The following is a 22,208-nucleotide window of genomic DNA, read 5'->3' on the forward strand; positions in this document are numbered from 1 at the left end:
CGGGTTGAAAAAGAATAAATTCGTTACACCAGGAAAATCTTAACACCGCTTCAGAGTACGCCTTAGCTGAAGTAAGACAAGTCTCAATTCTGCACGCAATTCGAACAAATCTGCATAATCATGCACTGCTGTTACCGAAAACATCGCGCTACGGCTGACATTCTGCATGCACAAAACGTGCAGCCGCTTCGGTATCTGGCTTATGTTTTAAGAATTATCCTGGATAGTGGCCGAGCCGGCGGCAAGGAAAAGTGTGATCGTGATTACGCTATTATACTGATTACACGTCGCTTTACGGATGCCTTTGGGCGTAAGGAGTGTATTGATGATCCCGTTAGATTCCTCCCTGCTGATCGTGACCGATCTCGATGGTTCGCTGCTCGATCATCATGATTACAACTGGCAGGCCGCCAGCGAGTGGCTGGCGCGTCTTAAGCAGCAACAGATTCCGCTGGTGATTTGTTCGAGTAAAACTGCGGCCGAAATTATTCCGCTGCAGAAGCGGCTGGGCATTGCCGGTGCGCCCTTTATCGCGGAAAACGGCGCACGCGTTGCCTTTGGCGGGGAAGCGCAGATTGCCGAAGAGCCCGGCGCCGATTATCTTGCGCTCTGCGCCACGCTCAGCACCCTGCAGGCGGATTTTCGCTTCACCGGCTTTCATGACTTTAGCGACGCAGAAGTGGCCCGTTTCACCGGCCTGACGCTGACGGAAGCCAGCCAGAGCCGACTGCGCGATGCGTCTGAAGTCATCGTATGGCGCGATGATGAAACGCGGCTCGACGCCTTCCGCGCGGCGCTGGCGCAGCATCAACTGGCCCTGACGCAGGGCGGACGCTTCTGGCATGTGATGCCGGCGGGCAGCGGTAAAGGCGTGGCGCTGGAACAGTTATTGCAGCAGTTGCAGCAGCAGGAAGGCACGAAGCGCACCACGATTGGTCTGGGCGATGGCCCTAATGATGCGCCGATGCTGGAGCGCGTCGATTATGCCGTGGTGATTAAAGGTTTCAGTAAAACCCCGGTGGTGCTGCAACGCAGCGATCATCACAACGTTTACCACACCGCTCACGTTGGCCCTGAGGGCTGGCGCGAAGGTCTGGATTACTTTCTTGCCCAACCTGAATGACGGCAGCTGACCAGAAGGATGAGACGATGAGTGATTTTTACCAGAACGGCGTAATTACCAACTTTCATAATCTCACCCACCGCAACGTGGAGTCGCTGGAAAAAGAGATGGTGCGCTTTGCGCGCAAGCGCAAAATGGGGCTGATTCTGCCCTCGCTGTTTTCCGAGCTGGAAGGCCCGGCGCTGGATAATATCGTCAACGAACTGGCGAAAGTGCCCTATCTGGAGGAGATTGTGATTGGCCTCGATCGTGCCGATCGCGATCAGTTTCTTTTCGCGCGCGAATTTTTTTCGCGCCTGCCGCAGCGCCACCGCATTTTGTGGAACGATGGCCCGCGGCTGAAAGCGCTGGACGCCGAGCTGGATAAAGAGGGCCTGTCGCCCAGCCAGCCCGGCAAGGGGCGCAACGTGTGGTTCTGCACCGGCTACACGCTGGCCTCCGACCGCTCGCAGTGCGTGGCGCTGCATGACTGCGACATCGTGACCTATGAGCGCGGCATGCTGGCACGTCTGCTCTACCCGCTGGCCAACCCGGCGTTTCAGTATGAATTCTGCAAAGGTTTCTATGCGCGCGTTGCGGACGGTAAGCTTAATGGCCGCGTCGGGCGTCTGCTGGTGGGCCCGCTGCTGCGCTCGCTGCAGAAAGTCTACGGCCATTCGGAGTATCTCGACTATCTCACCAGTTTCCGCTATCCGCTGTCCGGCGAGTTTGCCATGCGCACCCACGTGCTGAACGGCATCAAAATCCCTGGCGACTGGGGGCTGGAGATTGGCGTGCTGTCAGAGATTTATCGCAATTACACCACGCGGCAGACCTGCCAGGTGGAAATCGCGGACAACTACGACCATAAGCATCAGCCGCTGGCAGAAGAGGACGGCACCGGTGGCCTGAAACGCATGAGTAACGATATCGTGCAGTCGCTACTGCGTAAGCTGGCGACAATGGGCGTGCCGCTCACCAGCGACTCGTTCCGCGTGCTGAAGGCCACCTATTATCGCAACGCGCTGGACATGATGGAGATCTACAACCACGAAGCCACCATGAACGGACTGAAGTTTGATCAGCACATTGAAGAAGCGGCGGTCGAGATGTTCACTCAGGCGATTCTCGACGCCGGCCAGTCGTTCATCGAGCGGCCAAACGAGAAACCGTTTATCCCCAGCTGGAGCCGCGTGCAGTCGGCGTTCCCCGATATCCTGCAGCGCATCTACCAGGCGGTAGAAGAGGATAACGAGGGCAAAGTCTAACCGGCCGCGCACACCCGATTGCGACCGCCGCTTTTCGCCAGATACAGGCGGTGGTCCGCTACCGCCTGCAGACTTTCTGCATGGTAACTGCCCTGCTCAGTACTGCAGCTGACACCTGCTGACAACGTAACGCTAAAGGTGGTGCTGGCGTTGACCAGAATGGTTTTGGCCGCCAGCCGGCTGCGGATACGCTCCGCCACGCCCTGCGCCTCAGCCAGCGTGGTGTGCGGCAGCACGATACAAAACTCTTCGCCGCCGATGCGTCCGGCTACGTCGTAAGGGCGCAGCGTATGTTTGATGACGCCGGCCACGCGCATCAGCGCCTGATCACCCGCGTGATGGCCCCAGCTATCATTGACCTTTTTGAAATGATCAATATCGAGCTGGATCACCGCCAGCGGCTGTTGCTGCTGTTCGCAGCGCCGCGCCAGCGCGATAAACTGGTCGAAAAAGGCGCTGCGATTAAGCAGGCGCGTCAGGCCGTCATAATTAGCGCGCCAGGCCAGTCGCGCCGAGAGGTCTTCCAGTCGCCTCACCAGGCGGAAAATCACCTGATGCGCCAGCGCCAGTAACAGCACGAACAGCAGCCACATGCCCAACAGAAACAGCGCTACCCGCCCCAGCTCCTGCGCCAGCCCCTGGCGCAGGCTCTGCACGTTGATTAGCCAGGCATCGACATTTTTTAACTTAACCCAGCTGGCCAGCTGACTGCCCAGCCACAGTGTTCCGGCCGGCTGCTGGTGAATCGCCTGCATCAGCTGGCCGCGCTGCGCGGGGGTCAATGCCACATCGTGCGGTGCCGGCAGCCGGGTGATCTCGTTGAGAGCGCGATCTTCGAGCACCAGCTTGCCCTGCAGCACGCTGTGACGCGACTGGTGCAGCAATGCATTTATTCGCTGCTGGGTGAAGTCCATCGACAACACGCCGTACCAGTACTGATGGGCGATCACCGGTGCGCTCACCGTCAGCATCAACCCTTCGTTGAACTCCCCCTGATAGGCTTCGGTCCAGTGCCATCGCGTCTGCGGCGCCCGGCCCGGCTGCTGGTCGCGAAAATAGGGTCGCTGCGTCATGGTGGCGTAACTTTGTGCCAGCTCCTGCGCGTCGCGCGGCGGACGTGAGCTGATGTAATAGCCCGCGCGCGAGGTGTACCAGAAGCGTGAATGAAAGTCCTGCGCCTCATCGCTGAACTGCATGATAAAGCTGAACTCCAGCGCAGCGCGCAGCTCGGGCAGCAGATAAGTATCATCGCGCTGCAGCAGTGCATCACGCTGCAGCCATTCGTCGCTGACGCCATTAATCGGCATGCTGCGCAGGTTAGCGATCTGCAACTGCCACACCGGCTGATGGCGCAACTGCTGAAAACGCTGCAGGGCGTGCTGACCATAATCGGCGTCCAGCGGGTGCGTCAGCGCGTAGCTGAGCATCCGCTGATAGTAATTAAGCTCGTCCAGACTCTCCTGAAAGCGGCTATCAAGGCTGCGCTGGATCTCGGACAGCTGGGCGCGCTGCCGCTGCTGATAGTTATTTTTAATTCCAGCGCTTCATGGACGGTGAGAAAAAGTGAAAAGAGAAAGACCGCCAGAAAACAGAGATGCACGCGCAGCGCAGGCGTCATGCGGCGTGATGACAGTGGCGAGATTGGCATCAGCCAGGCTCCGGATAACAACGAATTGAAGAAGTGTAGTCAGGCGGGAAAACGGCGTACAGGCAGAGATCAGGAAAAACGTGAAAAGTGACAATGACATCGGGACGGCGCGCTGACCGTCCCGAGGGGCTCAGCTGGCCAGCTGGCGCGCGGCCGACAGATGCGTCAGCTCATCACTGCGGAACGCTTCGCGGCGTACACTGTAGCCATCATACCAACGACACTCTACCATTCCGCTGGCATAGCCGGTCACCACCATAGTGGGTCCGCCCTGTTTGTGCTGAACTTCGTCACTGATTGCAAAGGTCATACCGCGCCCTCCCTTCTCACCGTTGAATGAACGGATTAAGGTATAGCAGCTGTGCGCGTTTTTTGCCTATAGGATATTGCTATTACTGTGACAAATTCGGAATAAGCAGTGAAGAATGCCGTAAATAAACAAAGCCGATAAAAGTTATTATCGGCTTTGAACGATTTTCCCGGGTGGAAAATCAGATTTTGCAGCCTTCGCAGTCGGCTTCGTCGCTGATATCCGCCGGCACTTCACTGGCTTTTTCTGCCGCTTTGGCTTCCGCCTGCTCCAGCTGTGCATCGATATCAAATTCAAACATATCGTCGTTCATCATCGTTCTCCTGACCCGTGATTAGAAATTTCCTGCGCTTTATACCGATTTACCGCGCAGCTTCGCAACCAGATTTACCACTAACAGCACAATCGACCCAACGATAAAGCCCAGCACCAGATTCGCGCCGTTGCTCAGCAGCATGGAAACCACGCCCGGGAAGCCGCTGCTGTACTCTTCAATGGCATGATGCAGCGGCGCGATACCGTGCACGATAATACCGCCGCCCACCAGGAACATCGCGACGGTGCCAACCACCGACAGGATTTTCATCAGCCACGGTGCCAGCGCCAGCAGCGCGCCGCCGGTGGCCTGCGCCAGCGTGGAAGACTTCTCACGCAGCCAGTAGCCGAGATCGTCAATCTTAACGATCATCGCCACAATACCGTACACGCCGATGGTCACCAGAATGGCAATACCGGCGAGGATCAACACCTGATTGAGCAGCGGCGCATCCGAAACAATGCCCAAGGTAATCGCCACGATTTCAGCCGACAGAATGAAGTCGGTGCGCACTGCGCCTTTCACCTTATCTTTTTCGAACTGGCGCGGGTCCTGCTGCGCCAGATTATCCAGCCGCTTTTGCCGCGCTTCCGGGCTCTTCTCCGCTTTGTCGTGGTGCAGGCTGTGCAGCACTTTTTCCACCCCTTCATAGCACAGATAAGCGCCGCCAATCATCAGCAGCGGCGTAATCAGCCAGGGCGCAAACGCGGAGATCAGCAGCGCCAGCGGCACCAGGATCAGTTTGTTGATAAACGAGCCTTTCGCCACGCCCCACACCACCGGAAGCTCACGATTGGCCTTCACGCCCGTCACCTGCTGTGCATTGAGCGACAGGTCATCGCCCAGCACGCCAGCGGTCTTTTTTGCCGCCACTTTGCCCATGACGGAAATGTCGTCGAGCAGCGTGGCAATATCATCCAGAAGAGTCAGTAAGCTGGTTCCTGCCAAAATGTCATTCCTTATTCCGGTTCGTGATCCTGACAACAGGGGCACCGCTCAATCGCCGTCACCGTCATATCGGCGATGCCCGCACAGTCCCATTCGACGCGTAACGTTTTCCCGTGCAGATCGTCGGCGTGCAGATACTTGCTCACCGGACTTTCTGTCATGCCGCTTATCTCCTCGGTGGCCACCAGCGTATCGTCCAGGTAAATGCGCGCCGTGGCATGGGCATTGACCATGCGCTCATCGCGCAGTTGATACAGGCGTCTGACCGTCAGTTTGATGCTGCTCATGGTGGTGTTCCGCGTCCCAGAGAAAACGCTGATCTAAACTGTTATGGCAGGTAAAAGCAATCACCCTGCCTTAATCCGCCCGATAGTGATGCAATCCCTGATGATCGATCTCGCTGCTGTGCGTGGCGGCCAGCAGCCACTCTTCCAGCCGCTCCACCAGCGCTTCATCTTCCAGCCGCAGTTTGCCGCGCAGCGCGCATTCCCAGACGATCAGCACCTTCCAGCCGCTCTCCTGCAGCTGCTGCACATAGCGCCGGTCACGCTCCACGTTACTGTTGATTTTGCCGCTCCAGAATTCGGTACGCGTGGCCGGCATTTTGAACAGATAACATTGGTGACGATGCCAGAAACAGCCGTGCACAAAGATAATGGCTTTGTGCTGCGGCAGCACAAAATCCGGCCGGCCCGGCAGCGCTTTATCCTGTACACGAAAGCTAAAGCCGCGATCTTTCAGCAGCAGCGCAATACGCTGCTCAATCGCCGTATCCTGATTGCGAATGGCGCGCATATTTTTGCTGCGAATATCATGCGAGTGGACGTCTGCCATGGCGTCTCCTTTTTTGCGGGCTTCTTCAACTTTAGCGCGTTGAGGCGAAAGCGAAAGTTTGTGCGGAGCAGATTGCGAGACGCTGCGCAGCCATCGTAATTTCCACGCCGCGCCAGGAGTGGTAGCATAGCCGCTTCACTGTTAAGGAAAAACGCATGCTTGCACTCGATCCCGCCGCGACGGCTTCGCCCTCCCCGCACTCCGCTGATGCTGACGCCACCGCGTTACTGCTGCAGGTACTGGATATCTACGCGGCCCGCGATCTGGTGGTCATCCTGAGCGAGGCCGGCGGCCGCGACTGGAGTATCACGCAGCTTAACCGTATTCGCGCGGGAAAAAGTGCCGCGCCCGCGCTGTCCGCGGCGGAGGTTGCCCGTTTGCAGGCACTGCTGCCGTCGCGACCGGCGCATTATGACAATCCCCGCTTTCAGTTTATCGATCTGTTTGCCGGCATCGGGGGTATTCGCCGCGGCTTTGAGCAGATTGGTGGCCAGTGCGTATTCACCAGCGAGTGGAATAAAGAAGCGGTGCGCACCTATAAAGCTAATCACTACAGCGATCCCGCCCGGCATCAGTTCAACAGTGATATCCGGCTGATTACCCAGCCGGCCGGTTTGCCGGATGAGCAGGCGATTTATCAGCATATCGATAAGACGATTCCCGACCATCAGGTGCTGCTGGCCGGCTTTCCCTGTCAGCCCTTTTCGCTGGCCGGCGTCAGTAAGAAGAATGCGCTGGGTCGCGCGCACGGTTTTGAATGTGAAGCCCAGGGCACGCTGTTTTTTGATGTGGCGCGCATCCTCGCCGCCAAAAAACCGCCGTTTTTCGTGCTGGAGAATGTGAAGAACCTCAAGAGCCATGATAAAGGCCGCACCTTTGCCATTATTATGGCCACGCTGGATGAGCTGGGTTACGACGTCGCTGACGCGGCTGACGACTTATCGCCGGATGCCAAAGTGGTCGATGCGCGTCACTTCCTGCCACAGCACCGCGAGCGCATCGTGCTGGTAGGGATCCGGCGCGATACCGGCCTGAGCGAAGGTTTTTCGCTGCGCGCGCTGGCGGCACTCTATCCGCCTGAAGTTCCGCCGCTGCACAGCCTGCTGGAGCCGCAGCCGGCGGCAAAATATACCCTGTCGCCCACGCTGTGGCACTATCTCTACCAGTATGCGAAGAAGCATAAAGCCAAAGGCAACGGTTTTGGCTTTGGCCTCAACGATCCGCGCAATCCGCACTGCTGCGTGCGCACGCTGTCAGCGCGCTACTATAAAGACGGGTCGGAAATCCTGATCGATCGCGGCTGGGATCACGCGCTGGGCGAACAGGATTTTCAGCAGGCCGCGAACATGGCGCGCCGCCCGCGCCGCCTGACGCCGCGTGAATGTGCCCGCCTGATGGGCTTTGAAGCGCCGGGCGAAGCGCGCTTCCGCATTCCGGTCTCCGACACACAAGCCTACAAACAGTTTGGTAACTCGGTGGTGGTACCGGTGTTCGCCGCCGTAGCGAAACTGCTGCTGCCGCTGATTGAGCAGCACGCGCGTCAGCGCCGCTGAAAACGCAGCCGCGCTTCACGCCCCGGTTTTCCGCCCCGCAATTTGCTTTAGTAACGCGCGATGTGCTGTTTTGCCGCACATCGCGCGCACTGTCACCGGACTGTCACGCATCAAACCAATACTGCGTTTTATTTTTTGCGGAGCTGTTTGATGTCTCTCCTGTCTGTAATCTCCCTGCCGCTGCGGCTGCGACCTCGTTTTACCCTGCGTCTGCCCGTCTGGCTCTCCAGCCTGCGCAGCCAGTTCATGCTGTTTATTGTGCTGTTTTGTCTGCTGCAGTTTGCCGGGGTGCTGTTGCTCAACCAGCACGTGAATCAGACGCAACACTCATTGCAGCAGGCCAGCCAGCTGCGCGAACGGCTGGCCCTGCTGGATAAAGCACGTATTGAGTTACTCACCGCCAGCGACAACAGCCATCGTGCCGGCATTTATCTGATGCAGGACCAGCAAAGCGGTTCGGTCGACAGCTGGAAAAGCCTGGCGGCGGCAGCCACTACCTCATTGCAGCAGGCGCAGCAGCTGTTTGCTGCCTATCAGGCGAAAAGCGATAGCCCGCTGGCACAGGGCTTCGTGCTGCTGGCTGGCGGGCTGCAGGAGCAGCTGAAAGGGCTGGCAGCTAATGATATCAACGCATTTTTTATGGTGCCGATGCAGGCTTTCCAGCAGCAGTTCAACGATGCCTGGTTTAGCGAAATTGAACAGGCCAATCAGCAGCTCGGCAGCGTCAACCAGCATTCGCTCAGCACGCTCAAGCAGAGCCGCAATCTGGCGCTGGCGATTGCCGCGTTATTAATGGCGCTGCTGCTGCTGGCCGCCGCGCTGCTGATGCGCGGCGTGTTGCTGCCGCTGCGTCACGCCAACGCCCAGCTGGCACAAATCGCGACGGGCGATCTGGTCGCCAGCCCGGCACCGACGCGCCGTCAGTCGCTGGAAACGCGCCAGCTGCTCCAGTCCATCGGTACCATGCGTCAGGGTTTGCAGCAGATCGTCAGCGACATTACGACGGTAGCAACCCGTGTGGCGGCCGGCGCTGACGAGATGCAGCAGCATAATCAGCAGGTGATGCAGCAGCATCAGGCGCAAAATGCCAGCTTCCATCATCTGTCGCAGCGGCTGCATCGCGTGTCAGAAGAGGTGGAAAAAGGTGCACACTTCTCGCAACAGGCGACGCACGACGCGCAGTCCGCGGATGCGCTGATGCGTCACTGCGCCCATGAAGTCGACAATATGGAGCACCAGATGCAGCAGATCGTCGCGGCCGCCGGCGATATCGCTGGCATCGTCGGCATGCTGGATAGCCTGTCGATGCAGACGCGTCTGCTGTCGCTTAATGCGGCGATAGAGTCTGCGCATGCTGGCGCTTACGGGCGCAGTTTTTCGGTCGTCGCCAAAGAGATGGGATTGCTGTCGCAGCAGAGCGGCGCATCCACGCGGCAGATCGACGGTTTAATCCAGCACACGCAGCAGCACGTGCAGGATGGCTTTGCGAAGGTGCAGGCGCTGGAAGTGCTGTTTGCGCGGATTGGCCAGGCGGTATCGGGCGTGGTCAGCCAGCTGAATGAGCTACAGGATAACAGTACGGCGCAGAGCCATCGCGTGAGCAAAATTGCCCGGGAAGTGGTGGAAATGAGTCTTCAGCTCCAGCAAAACGAAGCCCTGACTGATCAGCAGGTGCAGGCAGCGGCGCAGCTGAGTGAACTTTCAGCGCGACTGACGCAGCGCGCGCAGCAGTTCCGCGTTAGCTAAGGCGCAGAAAGAAAAAACCCGTCAGCGACGGGTTTTCGTATTATTTCTTTTTCTTACTTTTCTTCAGCAGTGCACGCACCTGCTTCAGCTCGGCGGCGCTCAGTTGATCGCCCGCCTCTTCGGTATGCAGGCTGTCGACGGCCGGTGGCTCAACGGCATCTAAACTGGCCTGCAGGCGGTTAACGATCTCCTGACTCATGGAGATTTGGTTATCAGCGGCTAACTGTTTAATGTGCTCTTTCAGCGCCGGGTCAATTTTAATGGTTAAGTTAACGGTCTCGGTCATCTTCACACTCCCTCTTGATTTACAACAACGTAGCGGAAGCAGATGAAAGTTAACAGACTGTCATAAAAATTTAATATTGTGCCGGTATGGGACTGAAATCGCGTAACACGGACTCATCAATATCGGTCAGATTGCCCTGCAGTTCGGCGCACAGCTTCGCCATATAGCGGACGAGAAAATCGGCGTTGTGTTCCGCCAGCAGACGGCCGGTTTCCGTCTGCATGGTATGCGGCAGGCTCAGCAGTTTCTTCTGGAAATGATCCAGCGTCCACTTGACGTCATCCAGTTCACGATCCTTACCCAGCGGATCGTCGCTGTCGAACAACGGACGTCCCAGCGCACCTGCGGTATAGAAAACGCGCGCAAGGCCAATCGCGCCTAATGATTCGAGACGATCGGCGTCCTGAACGATCTTCGCTTCTAACGTTTTTGGCGTGATGCGGGCGCTGAAACTGTGGGCCTGCACCGCATGCGCCACGCTGTCCAGCAGCGCTGAGGGGAAGTCCGGAAAATCCTGTTGCAGAATGCGGCGCGTCTCTTCCGCCGCGTAAGTCGAAGCCAGATGGCGTTCCGGATGGTTTTTCGGCAGGTTCACCACATCGTGAAAATAGCAGGCGGTCAGCACCACCAGCGGATCGGCATTGGTGTTTTGCATAATGCGGGCCGCGCTCATCCAGACGCGGCGCAGGTGCGCGATATCATGGGCTTTATCATCGTGCAGCCAGTTCAGCTGCAGCCAGCTTTCGTAACGGTGTTGCCAATGGGTCAGTGACATCGTGCTTCTCCTGTTATTGCTATTATTTCGCACCGGGTACGGCTTGCGCCCATCATAGCGGCCCGGTGATGACACTTTCTTTACACCCTTCCCGGATGTCCAGCGCAAAAAAATGCGATCCCGATCATGTTATAGCGCTGTTAAAGCCGCTTGCCCAGTCGCGATGCGGTTTTCAGTATTTCCTTAACCTGTTTTAGTTAAGCCACTCTGTTTAATTTCAGTGATGCATTTCCCGCTGGGTGAATTTTCAGCATCGCCAAAGGTCCAGTTTAGCCTGTCGCAACCCCAGCATTAAAACGCCCCTTTGCATAGCGACATAATCTGAAAAGATTCCCATTGCGACCGTTATAACGTACTGTATAGGGGAAATTTACGGCTCTCACCTGTACCCGAAGCCTTCGTCAGCACACTATTTGCTTATGAGCCATTTTTAATACCGGAAGCGACAGTTATTGCCCGATAATAAGGCGACAAATTATTAAGCAAATTGATTCAAACCCATTATGCTAATGCTCTCATCCGAGGATACGGATGTTTCGTCGAAGTTCTCCGGGTACGTGATACAACATGAGGTACATAATGAAAGAACGGCCGATTCTTTTTTCCGAACAGCGGGTGCGCGCCCTGCTGGTTGGCCAGCAAACTCAGACCCGGCGCATTATGAAAACTCAGGCGTTTGGCCCGGGCCAGGATCATCATGAAGGCGTGCACGCGTTTGATGTCAGCGCTAATCATCTGCATGGCTATAAGCTGATGTCGATGGCGGACATTGGCGCCCAGTGCCCGTTTGGCCAGGTCGGCGATCGCCTGTGGGTGCGTGAAACCTGGCGGGGTCCGATTGTGCCTGAGGCGCAGCTGGCGGAATACGAGCGCGATCCGCTGCCGTTCCGCAATCCGGCATTTTGCCAGTATCGCGCCGACAGCCATGAACTTGGACAACAGGAAGAAAATCAGCAGGTCGCCGAGCAGTTTGGCTGGCAGACCGCCATCCATATGCCGCGCTGGGCCAGCCGCATCGATCTGGAAATCACGGCGGTACGCGCGGAGAAAATTCAGGACATCAGCGAAGACGACATCATGGCGGAAGGCGTGCAGACCGATTCGCACTTCCTCAATAATTTCTTCACGATGAACATGAATTCCGAATCGCCGAAAGAAGCTTACCGCAAGGCGTGGCAGAAGCAGTACGGCGCCACCAGCTGGGAGGTGAATCCCTGGGTCTGGGTCATCGAATTCCAGCGTGTGGAGCGTGAAGGCTAAGCGTTTGCCCTCTTCCGCACAGAAGAGGGCGTCATCTTTTGCGCGATTCAGTGAGTCACCAGCCCTTGCCTTCTCACCGGCGGCACAGCACGCCCCCTTTCCCACCTTGCCAGTTTGCAATCCCTGTCACAGACAAATCCGCCGCTAACAGGTTGAATAAGCGGCTTTGATTCCACGCTGGCAATTTATCGTCTGCCGCGTCAGGATATGATTTCCGCCCTGCAGAGTGAGTGACGCAATGATCAAATGGCCGTGGCGTGCACAAAAAGATGCTGCCGTGACTGCCCTGCCCTGGCAACAGGCGCTGGGGCAGCCGATCTTTTCTCTGCTGAACAGCGACGAGCAGCAGGCGCTGGTGGCGCTGGCGCAACGCTTCCTGCTGCAGAAAAAAATCACCCCGCTGCAGGGTCTGGAACTCAGCGAGCTGCGCCTGACTCGCCTGTCGTTGCTGTTTTGCCTGCCGGTATTGAAGCTGGGTCTGGAATGGCTCGACGGCTTCCACGAAGTGCTGATCTACCCGGAGCCGTTCAGCGTTGACGATCGCTGGGAGGACGACAGCGGCCTGGTGCACCACGCGCCGGCCGTGCATGCCGGCCAGAGCTGGACGCAGGGACCGGTGGTGCTGAACGCGCTGGACATCCAGGACTCGTACGATCTCTCTGGTTACAACCTGGTGATCCACGAAGTAGCGCACAAGCTCGACGCGCGCGGCAGCGGTTACACCAGCGGCATCCCGGCCATCGCGCTGCGCGATGTGGCCAGCTGGGAGAAAGATTTACTGCAGGCGATGGCCGAGATTGAAGCGGAAGTGGATCTGGTGGGTGAACAGGCCGCGACCCTCGATCCTTATGCCGCCAGCGATCCGGCGGAATGTTTTGCCGTGCTGTCAGAGTACTTTTTCAGCGCCCCCGACCTGCTCGCCAGCCGTTTTCCGGCTATGTATCGCCACCTGCAGCAATTTTACCATCAGGATCCGCTGGCGCGTCTGGCGCAGCAGGCACCGGAATCTGCTTAAATCACGATCGCTTTGCCGCTTTGCTAGCCAGTTGAATACAAATGTGTTTTTAGCGGTTGACACCCACAGGGGCTGCCATTAATATTCGCCTCGTTCCAACGATTCCTCTGTAGTTCAGTCGGTAGAACGGCGGACTGTTAATCCGTATGTCACTGGTTCGAGTCCAGTCAGAGGAGCCAGATTTAAAGAAGCCCGCTCAGGGAAACCTGAGCGGGCTTTTTGTTATTGCGTGACGACTAAACCTCCGTCCAGCCGCGCAGCAGGTTGTGGTACATATTCAGCAGCGACAGCAGTTCCTCGCTGTCACCGTGGCGCGCTTTCAGGCTTTGAATGTTGCGGTCCAGTTCAAACAGCATCGCGCGTTGCTTATCATCGCGCACCATCGACTGAATCCATAAAAACGAGGCGACCCGCGCGCCGCGCGTGACCGGCGTGACGCAGTGCAGGCTGCTGGAGGGATAAAGCACCAGGTCGCCCGCCGGCAGTTTTACGCGGTGCTGACCGTAAGTATCCTCGATCACCAGTTCGCCGCCCTCGTAACTGTCGGGTTCACACAGAAACAGCGTGGCGGAGAGATCGGTACGCATCCAGCCGGCCGTGCCATTGTGGCGTACCGCACCATCCACGTGAAAACCGTAGGTTTCCCCCTGCTGATAACGGTTAAACAGCGGCGCAGAAAGCGTGCGCGGCAGCGCGGCGGCAAAGAATAGCGGATGGCTATTCAGTGCCTGAAGCACTGCAGCCTGCAGCCGATCGTAAAGTGGCGTGCCGGTGTCAATCTGCTGGTTATTTTTTACGGTCGCGCCCTGGCTGCCGACCGTCGCCCGTCCGTCAACCCAGTCAGCCTGCTGCAGCTGGGCGGTAAAGTGCGCCAGCTGTTCAGCGTTAAGCACGGCAGGAATGTGATACATCATCGCGGAGTTCTCGCCATTAAGCGTGGAGCGCGAACGCCCCACGGTTGACCATCAGAAATGCACGTTAGCCATCAACAGGAAGGTACGCGGCTCGCCCGGATGATAGCGGTAGCCACTCTTGTTGATCGATGCCACATAGTTGGTATCAAACAGGTTATACACGTTGAGCTGCAGGTCGAGGTTATTGTTGACCTTATACCCGAGCTTCGCGTCAGCTACCCAGTAGCCTTCGGTGTGATCCGGCGTGCCCACGGCCCCATCGCTGCCGCGACGCAGGCTGCCAACGTAACGTGCGCCGGCGCCCACCGACAACGCATCAGTGGCCTGATAGTTGGTCCACAGCGTAAAGGCGTGCTTCGGCGTATAGGCCAGCGCAGATGAGCCATCCTGCGCCACGCTGGCACCTTCACGCACCGACGCGTGCTGCATGGTGTAACCGGCAATGATTTCCCAGTCTGGCGTTATGTTGCCGGTTGCTGAGAGTTCATAGCCTTCCACGCGCTTCTTGCCGGTTTGCGAGTAAGTGCCGTCATCGTTGGCATCGACCTCATTTTCGATGTCGGTGCGGAACAGCGCGGCGTTCAGCAGCAGCCGCTTGTCCAGCACCTGCCACTTGGTGCCCACTTCGCTGGATTTGGCCTTCTGCGGTTTAAAATCGGTACGGTTGGCACTGTTGCCGCTGCCACCCGCCGCCAGCGCGAAGCTGCTGCCACCCGGCGGCTGCTGGGAGATGGCGTAGTTCACATACAGGTTGCCCTGTTCGGTCAGACGATAGAGCGCCCCCGCTTTCCAGTTCACCAGATTGCCGGATTTCGCCGTGTCCACCGTGGTCACCGGCGTATTGCGCGCCACGCCCGCCGGACAAGCCAGCGCGCCGCGTCCGGTGCCGCCACAGGCCGTCGCGCTGTCGTACTCGGTGTGATAGTTGTCGAGACGAATGCCGCCGTTCAGCTCAAAGTCAGAGGTAATCGCCAGCGTATCAAATGCGTAGATGCCAAACGTGTCAGTCTGCCCGTTAGCGTTCGCACCGTTGCGGTCCAGACCGCCAATCGAAATGCTGCTGATGGGATGGTAGATATTCACCGCAGGTGGGGTCAGCGCGTTAACGCCATAGGTGGTCTGGTTTTCACGCGTGAACTCTACGCCCGCACTCACATCATGCCCGACGGAACCGGTGGCAAATTTCGAGGTGATATTGGTCTGGTTGGTAAGAATACGGTTGCTGATATCTTTGGTGTTTGCCAGGCGCGACCAGCGCCAGCTGCCAACATCGTTCGGGTTGGGTGCAGTAATGTTACTGGCTCCGCCCATCACCGCCGTCAGCAGATACTCCTGCTTCACCCGTGACCAGCGCGTGGTGTTGCGCAGCGTGGTGTTATCGCTCAAATCGTGTTCAAAGCGCAGCGTGGCACTGTCGGTAGTCGATTTGTCGAAATCAGAATCGGTGCCGTAGTAGTTGCTGGTGGCGACCTTGCCGGAATTGTTCAGCGCAGCATACGCGGCAGACGGTGCCGAATAGCCTGGCAGGCCAACGGTCGGAATACCGCCGTCCGGTGTGTTGTTCTGGTGGACGTGTAAATAGTTGACGTACAGCCGCGTTGCGGTGTCCAGCCCCAGCGCCAGCGAAGGCGCGACGCCATATCGCTCGTTCTGGATGTTGTCGCGCGCCGCATCATGGGTTTTCTCACCCATCAGGTTAAGGCGAAACGCCGCATTGTCGTTGATTGCCTGGTTGTAATCGAGCGTGCCGCGGCGCATCCACGCGCTGCCGGCGCTGACTGACGCGTCAAGCCCGGTATCCAGCCGCGGTTGTTTGCTGATCATATTGATCGAGCCGGATGGCGCGCTGCGACCATAATCGGTGCCGGAAGGCCCTTTGATCACTTCCACCTGCTGCGTGTTGAAGGTGTCACGCGTGACGCTGGCGATGTCGCGAATACCATCCACGTAAATGCTGTTGGAGGTATCGACACCGCGCATGTACACCGCATCGCCGGTGGTTGAGCTGCCGTTTTCACCGGCATAAAACGCCCCGACGCCCGGCACGTTTTTCAGCGCGTCGGTCAGATTGGTGACGCCCTGATCTTTAATAACCTGATCCGGAATCACCGTCATGGTGCGGGTGGTATCCACCAGCGGACGGGTAAATTTGGGATCGGCCGAGGCATTTGGCGCATACAGCGACGGCGTGCGCGCTTCAACCACCAGCGTATCATCAGATTTTTTGCCGGAGTTATCGGCACCCAGCGCCGCAGCCGGCGAAATACCAATACAAAGCCCGGTGAACAGGGTCAGCGAATTGAAGCTACCAAACGGCAGCTGGCGATTTTTATCCATGTTAAAAGGTGAGTTTCTTATCGTTATTAACGCACTCATTGTCTTAACCGCGCCTGCCATTCAGGCATGGCACTGAATCAACACGGTTTTCCCAGACAACACCTAAATGATAACGCCAATGGTTATCATTTACCTTTATATTCTTACACGCACACTGCCGCTTGGGAATACTTTTCTTTACGTTAAAATTACGAAATCAATACAATTGAACAAACCGGCGGGACGTTACGGCAATTTTTTCATCAGGCGGGCAAACAGCATAAAAAAACCCGCTCGGCGTGAGCGGGTTTTTAGTCTGGCGTGCACAGTTCATTCCAGTAGCAATAGCGCATGCGCTGGTGGCGGCGGTTATCGCTCATAGTAGCGATACACGGAAGGATGAAACTCCACGCCGTACAGCTGGCTGATCGGGATCAGCAGATCGATATGCTCACCGGGGTCGAATTCGCGCCCGTCAGGGGTAGCGGCTTTGCTGGCTGCCAGACGCGCCAGCCACTGCTGCAGGATCTTCTTCATTGTCAGCTTCTCCATAAAAGGTTAACGCTGACAGTAAACCCCAGCCCGAACGCGGAACCAAACGACAAGTTATGCGTTGGATTACTGCATTTTGCATATCGGGGTGGTAAGGGGGGCTGCGCCATGACGGTCACCCTGAAGAGTGACCCTACGGGCTGGGAGGTCCTGGCAATGCCGCACGCTGTTTACCTGATAGTCCCTGTGTCACCCCCGGCTTCCAAAGTCGTACCCCGCGAACCACAACCTAAATGAGAAGCAGTGGCGGCCCGGGCGGGCCGCCTGACCTGTCATGCACGCGCCTCTTTCAGCAACTGCTGAATCACCCTCTCCTGCTCTTCATAGTTGCCTTCACCAAACGCGGTGTAGCGCAGCTGTCCGTGTGCATCAAAGATGTAGTGCGCGGGCCAGTACTGATTACCAAAACGGTTCCAGATGCTGTAATGGTTATCCGCCACTACGGTGTAGGGCAGCTGCCAGCGCGTAATCGCGCGCTTCAGCGCCTTTTCATCGCGCTCCCACGGGTACTCCGGCGTGTGCACACCCACGACAACCAGCCCGTCACGTTGATACTTACTGGCCCAGTCGCGCACGTATGGCAGCGTATGCTGGCAGTTAATACAATCCCAGGTCCAGAAATCGACCAGTACCACTTTGCCCTTTAACGTGGCAGGCGTCACCGGCGCCCCGTTCAGCCACGCTGTGCCCCCCTCCAGCGACGGCAACGCGCTGCTGGTTTGCGGCTGGCTAACCGGCTCCAGGCGTACTTTGGGTGCCGGCGTGGTCAGCCACTGGCTCAGCTGCTGCTCCAGGTTCAGGGCAAAAGCGGGCGCTGCCTGCAGCTGGCTCTGTGAGCCGGTAACAATCACGCCCACCGAGGCGAGCATCAGCACGCCCGCCGCCTGACGCAGCCGCGCACTCATCGCCAGCCCCGGACGCAGTCGCGCCACCAGCGATCGTCCGGCGAAATAGAGCAGCGCCAGCATCAGCGCGGCACCGCTGCCATACGCCAGCAGCAATACGCCAACCGACAGGGGATGATCGCCCACGACGGCCAGGCTGAGGATCGCGCCCAGCACCGGTCCGGCACAGGGCGACCACAGCAGACCGGTTGCCAGGCCCGCCAGCAGCGCGGCGAGCACCCCGCTACGTCGCTGGCTGGCATCGTTGAGGCGGTTACCCAGCGCGACAAACGGCCGGGTGACGCGTTGGGCGATGCGCGTGGAGATTAACGTCAGTGCGGCTATCGCCAGGAACAACAGCGCCAGGTCGCGACCAATGCTGGTGACCTGACTGACCCAGTGGCTGGTAAGCGATACCAGCAGCGCCACCAGCGTGAACATCAGGACCATGCCGCTCAGCAGCGCCAGCAGCTGTCCGCGTCGGCCGCGGACGCTGGCAAATACAAAAGGAATAATCGGTAAGGTACAGGGGCTGAGCAGCGTCAGCATCCCGGCGAGAAAAGCGATAAGCAGTGTCATAAGGAACCTCATACGGTGGATAAACGTCTGCGCGTCCGGCAGTACGTCTATTACATCCACCGCATGTGTTCAGGCTGTGTCGGGGAAACGCCGTTTTGTCGTGTTATGTATGTAGCGGACAGGCAGATACATCAGGTTACACATCCTGCTGCTGCAGGATGATGCACGCTTCCAGCCCGCCAGCTGCCCGGTTACGCAACTGCAGGCTGCCCGCCATCTGGCTCACCAGCTGGGTGGCGATCGCCAGGCCGAGCCCGGTCCCGCCGGTGTGGCGATTGCGTGAACTCTCCACGCGGTAGAAGGGCTCCAGCACCGCCTGTAACGCTTCCTCCGGAATGCCGGGCCCGTTATCACGCACCCGAATCTCTACGCTGTCACCCTGGGGTGAACAGAGTTCAACCTCCGCTTCGCCGCCAAACTTGAGCGCATTGTCGATCAGGTTGGTCATGATGCGCCGAAGTGCCTGCGGCCGCACGGCGAAGGTGTCATGACCTGTGCACGGCACAAAGTTCACCGCTTTACCGACATCCTGATAGTCACAGACGACGCTATCCAGCAGCGCGTTAAGGCTGACGCTCTGGCGCTTCTCCTCCAGCACTTCCGATGAGCGGGCATAGGCGATGCCCTCGCGCACCAGACGGCTCATGTTATCGAGATCGCTCAGCAGTTTGTCGCGCAGTTCAGGCTGCTCCGCCATCTCCACACGCAGCTTCATGCGCGTGATCGGGGTTTGCAGATCGTGGGAAATGGCCGCGAGGATTTGCGCACGCGCTTTGAGGTGATCCTGAATCCGCAGCTGCATCGCGTTAAACGCACGCGCCGCCTGCTGCACTTCATCCGGGCCGTTCTCTGCCATCAGCTGTGCGTGGCTGGCGGCCGGTTTGAGCGCATCAACCGCCTGGGTAAAGTGCACAAACGGTCGCACCACCTGCCGCACCGCCAGCCATGCGCAACACAGCAGCAGCAGGAGCTGCCCCATCAGCACCAGCGGCAGCCAGCGCGCAATCGCCGGCATGCGCGGCCAGAGATCGAGCGTGAGCGGCGCGCCGTCATGCAACGTCAGATGCACCTGAATATGCTCCCGCGGCCCCGGAATCGCATGAATGCTCATCTGATAGCGCCCGCCAAGTGTCTCCTGCAGTGAGCGTACCGCGTCGCGCGTGCGCCAGCTGGAGGGATACGGCCCCGCTTCGCCCGGCGACAGACTGTAGCGATAGTTGCCGCGCGCCAGCTTCGCCAGCCAGCCCGGACGCTCGTCCGCCGGAAGACGATCGAGGATTGCCACGCTGGTCGCCACATCGTACTCCAGGTTGCCCAGCATCACGCTTTTAGCGCTGCTCATGCGTTCAATCAGCAGGCTTGCCAGCGTGAGAGTATTTGCCAGCAGCAGCCCGCCCAACACGATAATCAGCAGGCGTGACAGCAGCGATCGCGGCCATAGCCTCATTGATGCGCCTCTTTGATCACCACCGTGCTCGCCAGTACGTAACCTTCGCTGCGTACCGTTTTGATGTAGGCCGGTTCACGGGCATCTTCGCGTAACCGCTGGCGCAGCCGGCTAACCAGCAGATCGATCGAGCGCTCAAACAGCTCCGCGTCGCGGCCCTGCGTCAGGTTGAGCAGCTGATCGCGATTCAGCACGCGCTGCGGATGGTCGAGAAACACGCGCAGCAGGCGGTACTCTGCGCCACTCAGCGCCACAATCACGCCGTCGCTGTCCAGCAGATGGCGCGCGGAGGTATCCAGCTGCCACTCGCCAAAGGCAATGATGCGGCCGGCCCCGGTAATATGTAAATTCGGCGGCAGCGCCCGGGTACGGCGCAGGATCGCTTTGATGCGCGCCAGCAGCTCACGTGCCACAAAGGGTTTGATCAGGTAATCATCCGCCCCCATCTCCAGCCCGAGAATGCGATCGGTCTCTTCGCTGCGGGCAGTAAGCATCAGTACCGGCAGGTTCTGCCGGGGATCGCTGCGCAGCTGACGGCACAGCGTCAGGCCATCGTCACCCGGCATCATGATATCCAGCACCACCAGATCCACCAGGCTGCTGCTCAGCACAGCGCGCATTTCGCGGCCATTGGCCGCACCGGTGGCGCGGTAACCGGACTTAATCAGATAGTCGGTTATCAGTTCGCGGATATCCCGGTCATCATCCACCACCAGAATGTGATCAACATGCTCCAAAACAGCCTCCTGTCAGCCACTTATGCAAAAAAGACCGGCACGCGATGGCCGGTCCGGGTCGTGAATTACTCCGCTACAGTGCGGCCGCATCCTCAACGGCTTGCACAAACGCCTGCGGTGCTTCCGCTGGCGGATTGTGTCCGATATTGCCCGTGAAGGTGCGATGCTGGTACCTGGCGCTGAACCTGGTACGGTACGTCTCCGGTGCCGGGTGCGGCGCCCCGTTATTATCCCCTTCGATGGTGATGGTGGGGACGCGAATTGCCGGTAATGTGGCTAATGTTTTCTCATAAGCGGCATATTTTTGCTCGCCTTTTTCCAGGCCCAGGCGCCAGCGGTAGTTGCTGATAGTGATCGCCACCTGATCCGGATTATCCAGCGCTTTGGCGCTCTGGTTAAAGGTGGCATCGCTGAATTTCCAGCCGGGCGATGCCTGCTGCCAGATCAGTTTCGCAAAGTCGTGTGTATGGGCGGCATACCCCTGCTGACCGCGCTCAGTGGCGAAATAGAACTGATACCACCACTGCTGTTCGGCCTGTGGCGGCAGCGGTTTTTTACCCAACTGCTGGCTACTGATCAGATAGCCGCTGACCGACACCAGCGATTTTACCCGTTCTGGCCATAGCGCTGCGACGATGTCCGCCGTGCGTGCGCCCCAGTCAAAGCCGCCCAGCACGGCCTGTTTGATATTGAGCGCATCCATCAGCGCCACGACGTCCGCTGCCATTGCCGAAGGCTGGCCGTTACGCGGCGTTTTATCCGACAGGAAGCGCGTGCTGCCGAAGCCGCGCAGATACGGCACGATCACCCGATACCCTTTTGCCGCCAGCGCCGGTGCCACCTGAGCATAGCTCTGGATATCGTACGGCCAGCCGTGCAGCAGGATCACCGCCTGACCATCACGCGGACCGATGTCCACATAGCCTGTGTTCAGCACGCCCGCGTTGATCTGCTGCACGTGGCTGAAGTCAGCGGCGTAATCGTGTGAGGCCGGGGGGGCGGCAAACGCGGTGCCTGCCGCCGTGAGAATCAGCGTTGCCAACAGAGTCTGACGTAACAGTGTTTTCATAATTTATCTCCGGGTCATCAGTGCGGTGCAATCTGTACGGGCACGTTAAAGGTGATGGTTTTGCTGTCGATCGGTTTATGCGTAGGATCGGCAAGAATAAGGGTGACCTTGTGCGGCCCGACAGGCAGACCGACCAGAATCACTGGCTCACCGCTGGTGTCCGCCCAGTGCCACGGGTTGTCATCGACGATGACGTGAATGTGGCCGATGCGCGGCGTGATTTTCAGCGCTTCCTGGCCAAACACTGGCTCGATGCGCAGGTTTTCTGCCCGGTACTGGATAAACACCGCGCCCTTGCGCAGCGGTCCGGCCAGCGGCGCATCCACAATTAATCGCGCAGGCGGCTGAGGATGATCCAGTGGCGCCACGGCCGCCGGGCCGAGCACATCAGCAGCGCTCAGTCGCTCCGCCCAGGCGCAGGTCGCAGAGGCGCCCATCAGTAACGTTGAAATAAACAGTCGGGTTAACATCGTGGTATCTCCATGCATTCGGTTGATGCGTACAGAAGACCACGGCGATGTATAGCGGATATGTACAGATTGGTGGGTTATGCAACGGCGTGTGTGCTGTGTGGCGGGAGATACAGTGTGATACAAATCGGTGTTTACCCCGCCCGGGTGAAAATCAAAGCAGGATTTTCACAGGCCCG

General features: G+C 58.4%; 22 protein-coding genes and 1 tRNA gene. 7 read left to right on the forward strand and 16 right to left on the reverse strand.

Features of this window, described 5'->3' with window-relative positions; genetic code table 11:
* The first annotated feature begins 325 nt into the window (after nt 1-325).
* Both OXR61_RS17385 and OXR61_RS17390 read left to right on the forward strand, forming a co-directional pair.
* The gene (locus OXR61_RS17385) at nt 326-1,123 is read left to right on the forward strand and encodes a mannosyl-3-phosphoglycerate phosphatase-related protein (protein ID WP_021509853.1); all 798 of its coding nucleotides are present in this window, start codon (nt 326-328) and stop codon (nt 1,121-1,123) included.
* Between the two features lie 26 nt (nt 1,124-1,149).
* A complete protein-coding gene (locus tag OXR61_RS17390) occupies nt 1,150-2,370 on the forward strand; it encodes a glycosyl transferase (protein ID WP_021509852.1) in 1,221 nt (406 codons plus the stop codon).
* On the opposite strand, the gene dgcQ is transcribed toward OXR61_RS17390, so the two are convergent.
* The 6 genes from dgcQ to vsr form a co-directional block, all read right to left on the reverse strand.
* The gene (gene dgcQ / locus OXR61_RS17395; protein WP_346733072.1) at nt 2,367-3,905 is read right to left on the reverse strand and encodes a cellulose biosynthesis regulator diguanylate cyclase DgcQ; all 1,539 of its coding nucleotides are present in this window, start codon (nt 3,903-3,905) and stop codon (nt 2,367-2,369) included. The genes OXR61_RS17390 and dgcQ overlap by 4 nt on opposite strands.
* 243 nt (nt 3,906-4,148) lie before the next feature.
* Nucleotides 4,149-4,328 (reverse strand): DUF2158 domain-containing protein, encoded by a 180-nt coding sequence (locus OXR61_RS17400; protein ID WP_010618657.1) that lies wholly within the window; start codon nt 4,326-4,328, stop codon nt 4,149-4,151.
* A gap of 181 nt (nt 4,329-4,509) precedes the next feature.
* Nucleotides 4,510-4,644, reverse strand: a complete 135-nt coding sequence (locus OXR61_RS17405; protein WP_254919505.1) for a hypothetical protein — start codon at nt 4,642-4,644, stop codon at nt 4,510-4,512.
* A 36-nt stretch (nt 4,645-4,680) separates the two neighbouring features.
* Nucleotides 4,681-5,592, reverse strand: coding sequence for a DUF808 domain-containing protein (locus OXR61_RS17410; RefSeq protein ID WP_021509849.1), 912 nt, complete (start codon nt 5,590-5,592; stop codon nt 4,681-4,683).
* A gap of 11 nt (nt 5,593-5,603) precedes the next feature.
* The gene (locus tag OXR61_RS17415; RefSeq protein WP_021509848.1) at nt 5,604-5,879 is read right to left on the reverse strand and encodes a hypothetical protein; all 276 of its coding nucleotides are present in this window, start codon (nt 5,877-5,879) and stop codon (nt 5,604-5,606) included.
* Between the two features lie 70 nt (nt 5,880-5,949).
* Nucleotides 5,950-6,426: a DNA mismatch endonuclease Vsr gene (gene vsr, locus OXR61_RS17420; RefSeq protein ID WP_021509847.1), complete on the reverse strand. Its 477-nt coding sequence runs from the start codon at nt 6,424-6,426 to the stop codon at nt 5,950-5,952.
* 155 nt (nt 6,427-6,581) lie between these two features.
* Between vsr and dcm the strand changes: the two genes are divergently transcribed.
* Nucleotides 6,582-7,979 carry a DNA (cytosine-5-)-methyltransferase gene (dcm, locus tag OXR61_RS17425; RefSeq protein WP_021509846.1) on the forward strand — a complete coding sequence of 466 codons (1,398 nt, stop codon included), beginning with the start codon at nt 6,582-6,584 and terminating at the stop codon, nt 7,977-7,979.
* 150 nt (nt 7,980-8,129) lie between these two features.
* On the forward strand, nt 8,130-9,725 hold the full coding sequence (locus tag OXR61_RS17430; RefSeq protein WP_021509845.1) for a methyl-accepting chemotaxis protein: 1,596 nt from the start codon (nt 8,130-8,132) through the stop codon (nt 9,723-9,725).
* 40 nt (nt 9,726-9,765) lie between these two features.
* Here the strand turns inward: OXR61_RS17430 and OXR61_RS17435 are convergent, their stop codons facing one another.
* A complete protein-coding gene (locus OXR61_RS17435; protein WP_021509844.1) occupies nt 9,766-10,011 on the reverse strand; it encodes a hypothetical protein in 246 nt (81 codons plus the stop codon).
* Nucleotides 10,012-10,081: 70 nt separating this feature from the next.
* Nucleotides 10,082-10,786 carry a phosphohydrolase gene (locus OXR61_RS17440; RefSeq protein WP_021509843.1) on the reverse strand — a complete coding sequence of 235 codons (705 nt, stop codon included), beginning with the start codon at nt 10,784-10,786 and terminating at the stop codon, nt 10,082-10,084.
* A gap of 579 nt (nt 10,787-11,365) precedes the next feature.
* On the opposite strand from OXR61_RS17440, the gene OXR61_RS17445 reads away from it, so the two are divergent.
* From OXR61_RS17445 to OXR61_RS17455, 3 genes are all read left to right on the forward strand, one after another.
* A complete protein-coding gene (locus OXR61_RS17445; RefSeq protein WP_021509842.1) occupies nt 11,366-12,046 on the forward strand; it encodes a hypothetical protein in 681 nt (226 codons plus the stop codon).
* Nucleotides 12,047-12,284: 238 nt separating this feature from the next.
* Entirely contained in the window at nt 12,285-13,061 is a 777-nt protein-coding gene (mtfA, locus tag OXR61_RS17450) for a DgsA anti-repressor MtfA (protein ID WP_021509841.1), read from the forward strand.
* Nucleotides 13,062-13,164: 103 nt separating this feature from the next.
* Nucleotides 13,165-13,240: transfer RNA gene (locus tag OXR61_RS17455), tRNA-Asn, on the forward strand.
* 57 nt (nt 13,241-13,297) lie between these two features.
* Here OXR61_RS17455 and ybiX read toward each other — a convergent pair.
* The 8 genes from ybiX to OXR61_RS17495 all read right to left on the reverse strand — a co-directional run bounded on the left by ybiX (nt 13,298) and on the right by OXR61_RS17495 (nt 21,996).
* Nucleotides 13,298-13,975, reverse strand: coding sequence for a PKHD-type hydroxylase YbiX (gene ybiX / locus OXR61_RS17460; protein ID WP_021509840.1), 678 nt, complete (start codon nt 13,973-13,975; stop codon nt 13,298-13,300).
* Nucleotides 13,976-14,026: 51 nt separating this feature from the next.
* Entirely contained in the window at nt 14,027-16,312 is a 2,286-nt protein-coding gene (locus tag OXR61_RS17465; RefSeq protein ID WP_021509839.1) for a catecholate siderophore receptor Fiu, read from the reverse strand.
* A gap of 348 nt (nt 16,313-16,660) precedes the next feature.
* Nucleotides 16,661-16,828, reverse strand: coding sequence for a hypothetical protein (locus OXR61_RS17470; protein WP_021313248.1), 168 nt, complete (start codon nt 16,826-16,828; stop codon nt 16,661-16,663).
* A gap of 287 nt (nt 16,829-17,115) precedes the next feature.
* On the reverse strand, nt 17,116-18,306 hold the full coding sequence (locus OXR61_RS17475; RefSeq protein WP_021509838.1) for a cytochrome c biogenesis protein/redoxin: 1,191 nt from the start codon (nt 18,304-18,306) through the stop codon (nt 17,116-17,118).
* Nucleotides 18,307-18,442: 136 nt separating this feature from the next.
* Nucleotides 18,443-19,753 carry an ATP-binding protein gene (locus OXR61_RS17480; RefSeq protein WP_021509837.1) on the reverse strand — a complete coding sequence of 437 codons (1,311 nt, stop codon included), beginning with the start codon at nt 19,751-19,753 and terminating at the stop codon, nt 18,443-18,445.
* Nucleotides 19,750-20,490, reverse strand: a complete 741-nt coding sequence (locus OXR61_RS17485; RefSeq protein WP_021509836.1) for a response regulator — start codon at nt 20,488-20,490, stop codon at nt 19,750-19,752. Before OXR61_RS17485 ends, OXR61_RS17480 begins: the two co-directional genes overlap by 4 nt.
* A 73-nt stretch (nt 20,491-20,563) precedes the next feature.
* The gene (locus OXR61_RS17490; RefSeq protein WP_241798910.1) at nt 20,564-21,559 is read right to left on the reverse strand and encodes an alpha/beta hydrolase; all 996 of its coding nucleotides are present in this window, start codon (nt 21,557-21,559) and stop codon (nt 20,564-20,566) included.
* Between the two features lie 17 nt (nt 21,560-21,576).
* Nucleotides 21,577-21,996, reverse strand: a complete 420-nt coding sequence (locus OXR61_RS17495; RefSeq protein ID WP_222952032.1) for a DUF6130 family protein — start codon at nt 21,994-21,996, stop codon at nt 21,577-21,579.
* Nucleotides 21,997-22,208 lie beyond the last annotated feature (212 nt).

Origin of the sequence: Pantoea sp. GM_Pan_4 (assembly GCF_026541005.1) — a bacterium.
Lineage (GTDB): Bacteria > Pseudomonadota > Gammaproteobacteria > Enterobacterales > Enterobacteriaceae > Pantoea > Pantoea dispersa.

Bases quoted from the DNA above. Each gene is read 5' to 3' on its own strand.
- mtfA (WP_021509841.1), top strand. From the start codon at position 12,285: ATGATCAAATGGCCGTGGCGTGCACAAAAAGATGCTGCCGTGACTGCC.
- OXR61_RS17440 (WP_021509843.1), bottom strand. From the start codon at position 10,786: ATGTCACTGACCCATTGGCAACACCGTTACGAAAGCTGGCTGCAGCTG.
- OXR61_RS17465 (WP_021509839.1), bottom strand. From the start codon at position 16,312: ATGGATAAAAATCGCCAGCTGCCGTTTGGTAGCTTCAATTCGCTGACC.
- OXR61_RS17385 (WP_021509853.1), top strand. From the start codon at position 326: ATGATCCCGTTAGATTCCTCCCTGCTGATCGTGACCGATCTCGATGGT.
- OXR61_RS17390 (WP_021509852.1), top strand. From the start codon at position 1,150: ATGAGTGATTTTTACCAGAACGGCGTAATTACCAACTTTCATAATCTC.
- OXR61_RS17490 (WP_241798910.1), bottom strand. From the start codon at position 21,559: ATGAAAACACTGTTACGTCAGACTCTGTTGGCAACGCTGATTCTCACG.
- OXR61_RS17405 (WP_254919505.1), bottom strand. From the start codon at position 4,644: ATGATGAACGACGATATGTTTGAATTTGATATCGATGCACAGCTGGAG.
- vsr (WP_021509847.1), bottom strand. From the start codon at position 6,426: ATGGCAGACGTCCACTCGCATGATATTCGCAGCAAAAATATGCGCGCC.
- OXR61_RS17415 (WP_021509848.1), bottom strand. From the start codon at position 5,879: ATGAGCAGCATCAAACTGACGGTCAGACGCCTGTATCAACTGCGCGAT.
- OXR61_RS17430 (WP_021509845.1), top strand. From the start codon at position 8,130: ATGTCTCTCCTGTCTGTAATCTCCCTGCCGCTGCGGCTGCGACCTCGT.
- OXR61_RS17475 (WP_021509838.1), bottom strand. From the start codon at position 18,306: ATGACACTGCTTATCGCTTTTCTCGCCGGGATGCTGACGCTGCTCAGC.
- OXR61_RS17470 (WP_021313248.1), bottom strand. From the start codon at position 16,828: ATGAAGAAGATCCTGCAGCAGTGGCTGGCGCGTCTGGCAGCCAGCAAA.
- OXR61_RS17400 (WP_010618657.1), bottom strand. From the start codon at position 4,328: ATGACCTTTGCAATCAGTGACGAAGTTCAGCACAAACAGGGCGGACCC.
- ybiX (WP_021509840.1), bottom strand. From the start codon at position 13,975: ATGATGTATCACATTCCTGCCGTGCTTAACGCTGAACAGCTGGCGCAC.
- OXR61_RS17445 (WP_021509842.1), top strand. From the start codon at position 11,366: ATGAAAGAACGGCCGATTCTTTTTTCCGAACAGCGGGTGCGCGCCCTG.
- OXR61_RS17480 (WP_021509837.1), bottom strand. From the start codon at position 19,753: ATGAGGCTATGGCCGCGATCGCTGCTGTCACGCCTGCTGATTATCGTG.
- dcm (WP_021509846.1), top strand. From the start codon at position 6,582: ATGCTTGCACTCGATCCCGCCGCGACGGCTTCGCCCTCCCCGCACTCC.
- OXR61_RS17435 (WP_021509844.1), bottom strand. From the start codon at position 10,011: ATGACCGAGACCGTTAACTTAACCATTAAAATTGACCCGGCGCTGAAA.
- OXR61_RS17495 (WP_222952032.1), bottom strand. From the start codon at position 21,996: ATGGGCGCCTCTGCGACCTGCGCCTGGGCGGAGCGACTGAGCGCTGCT.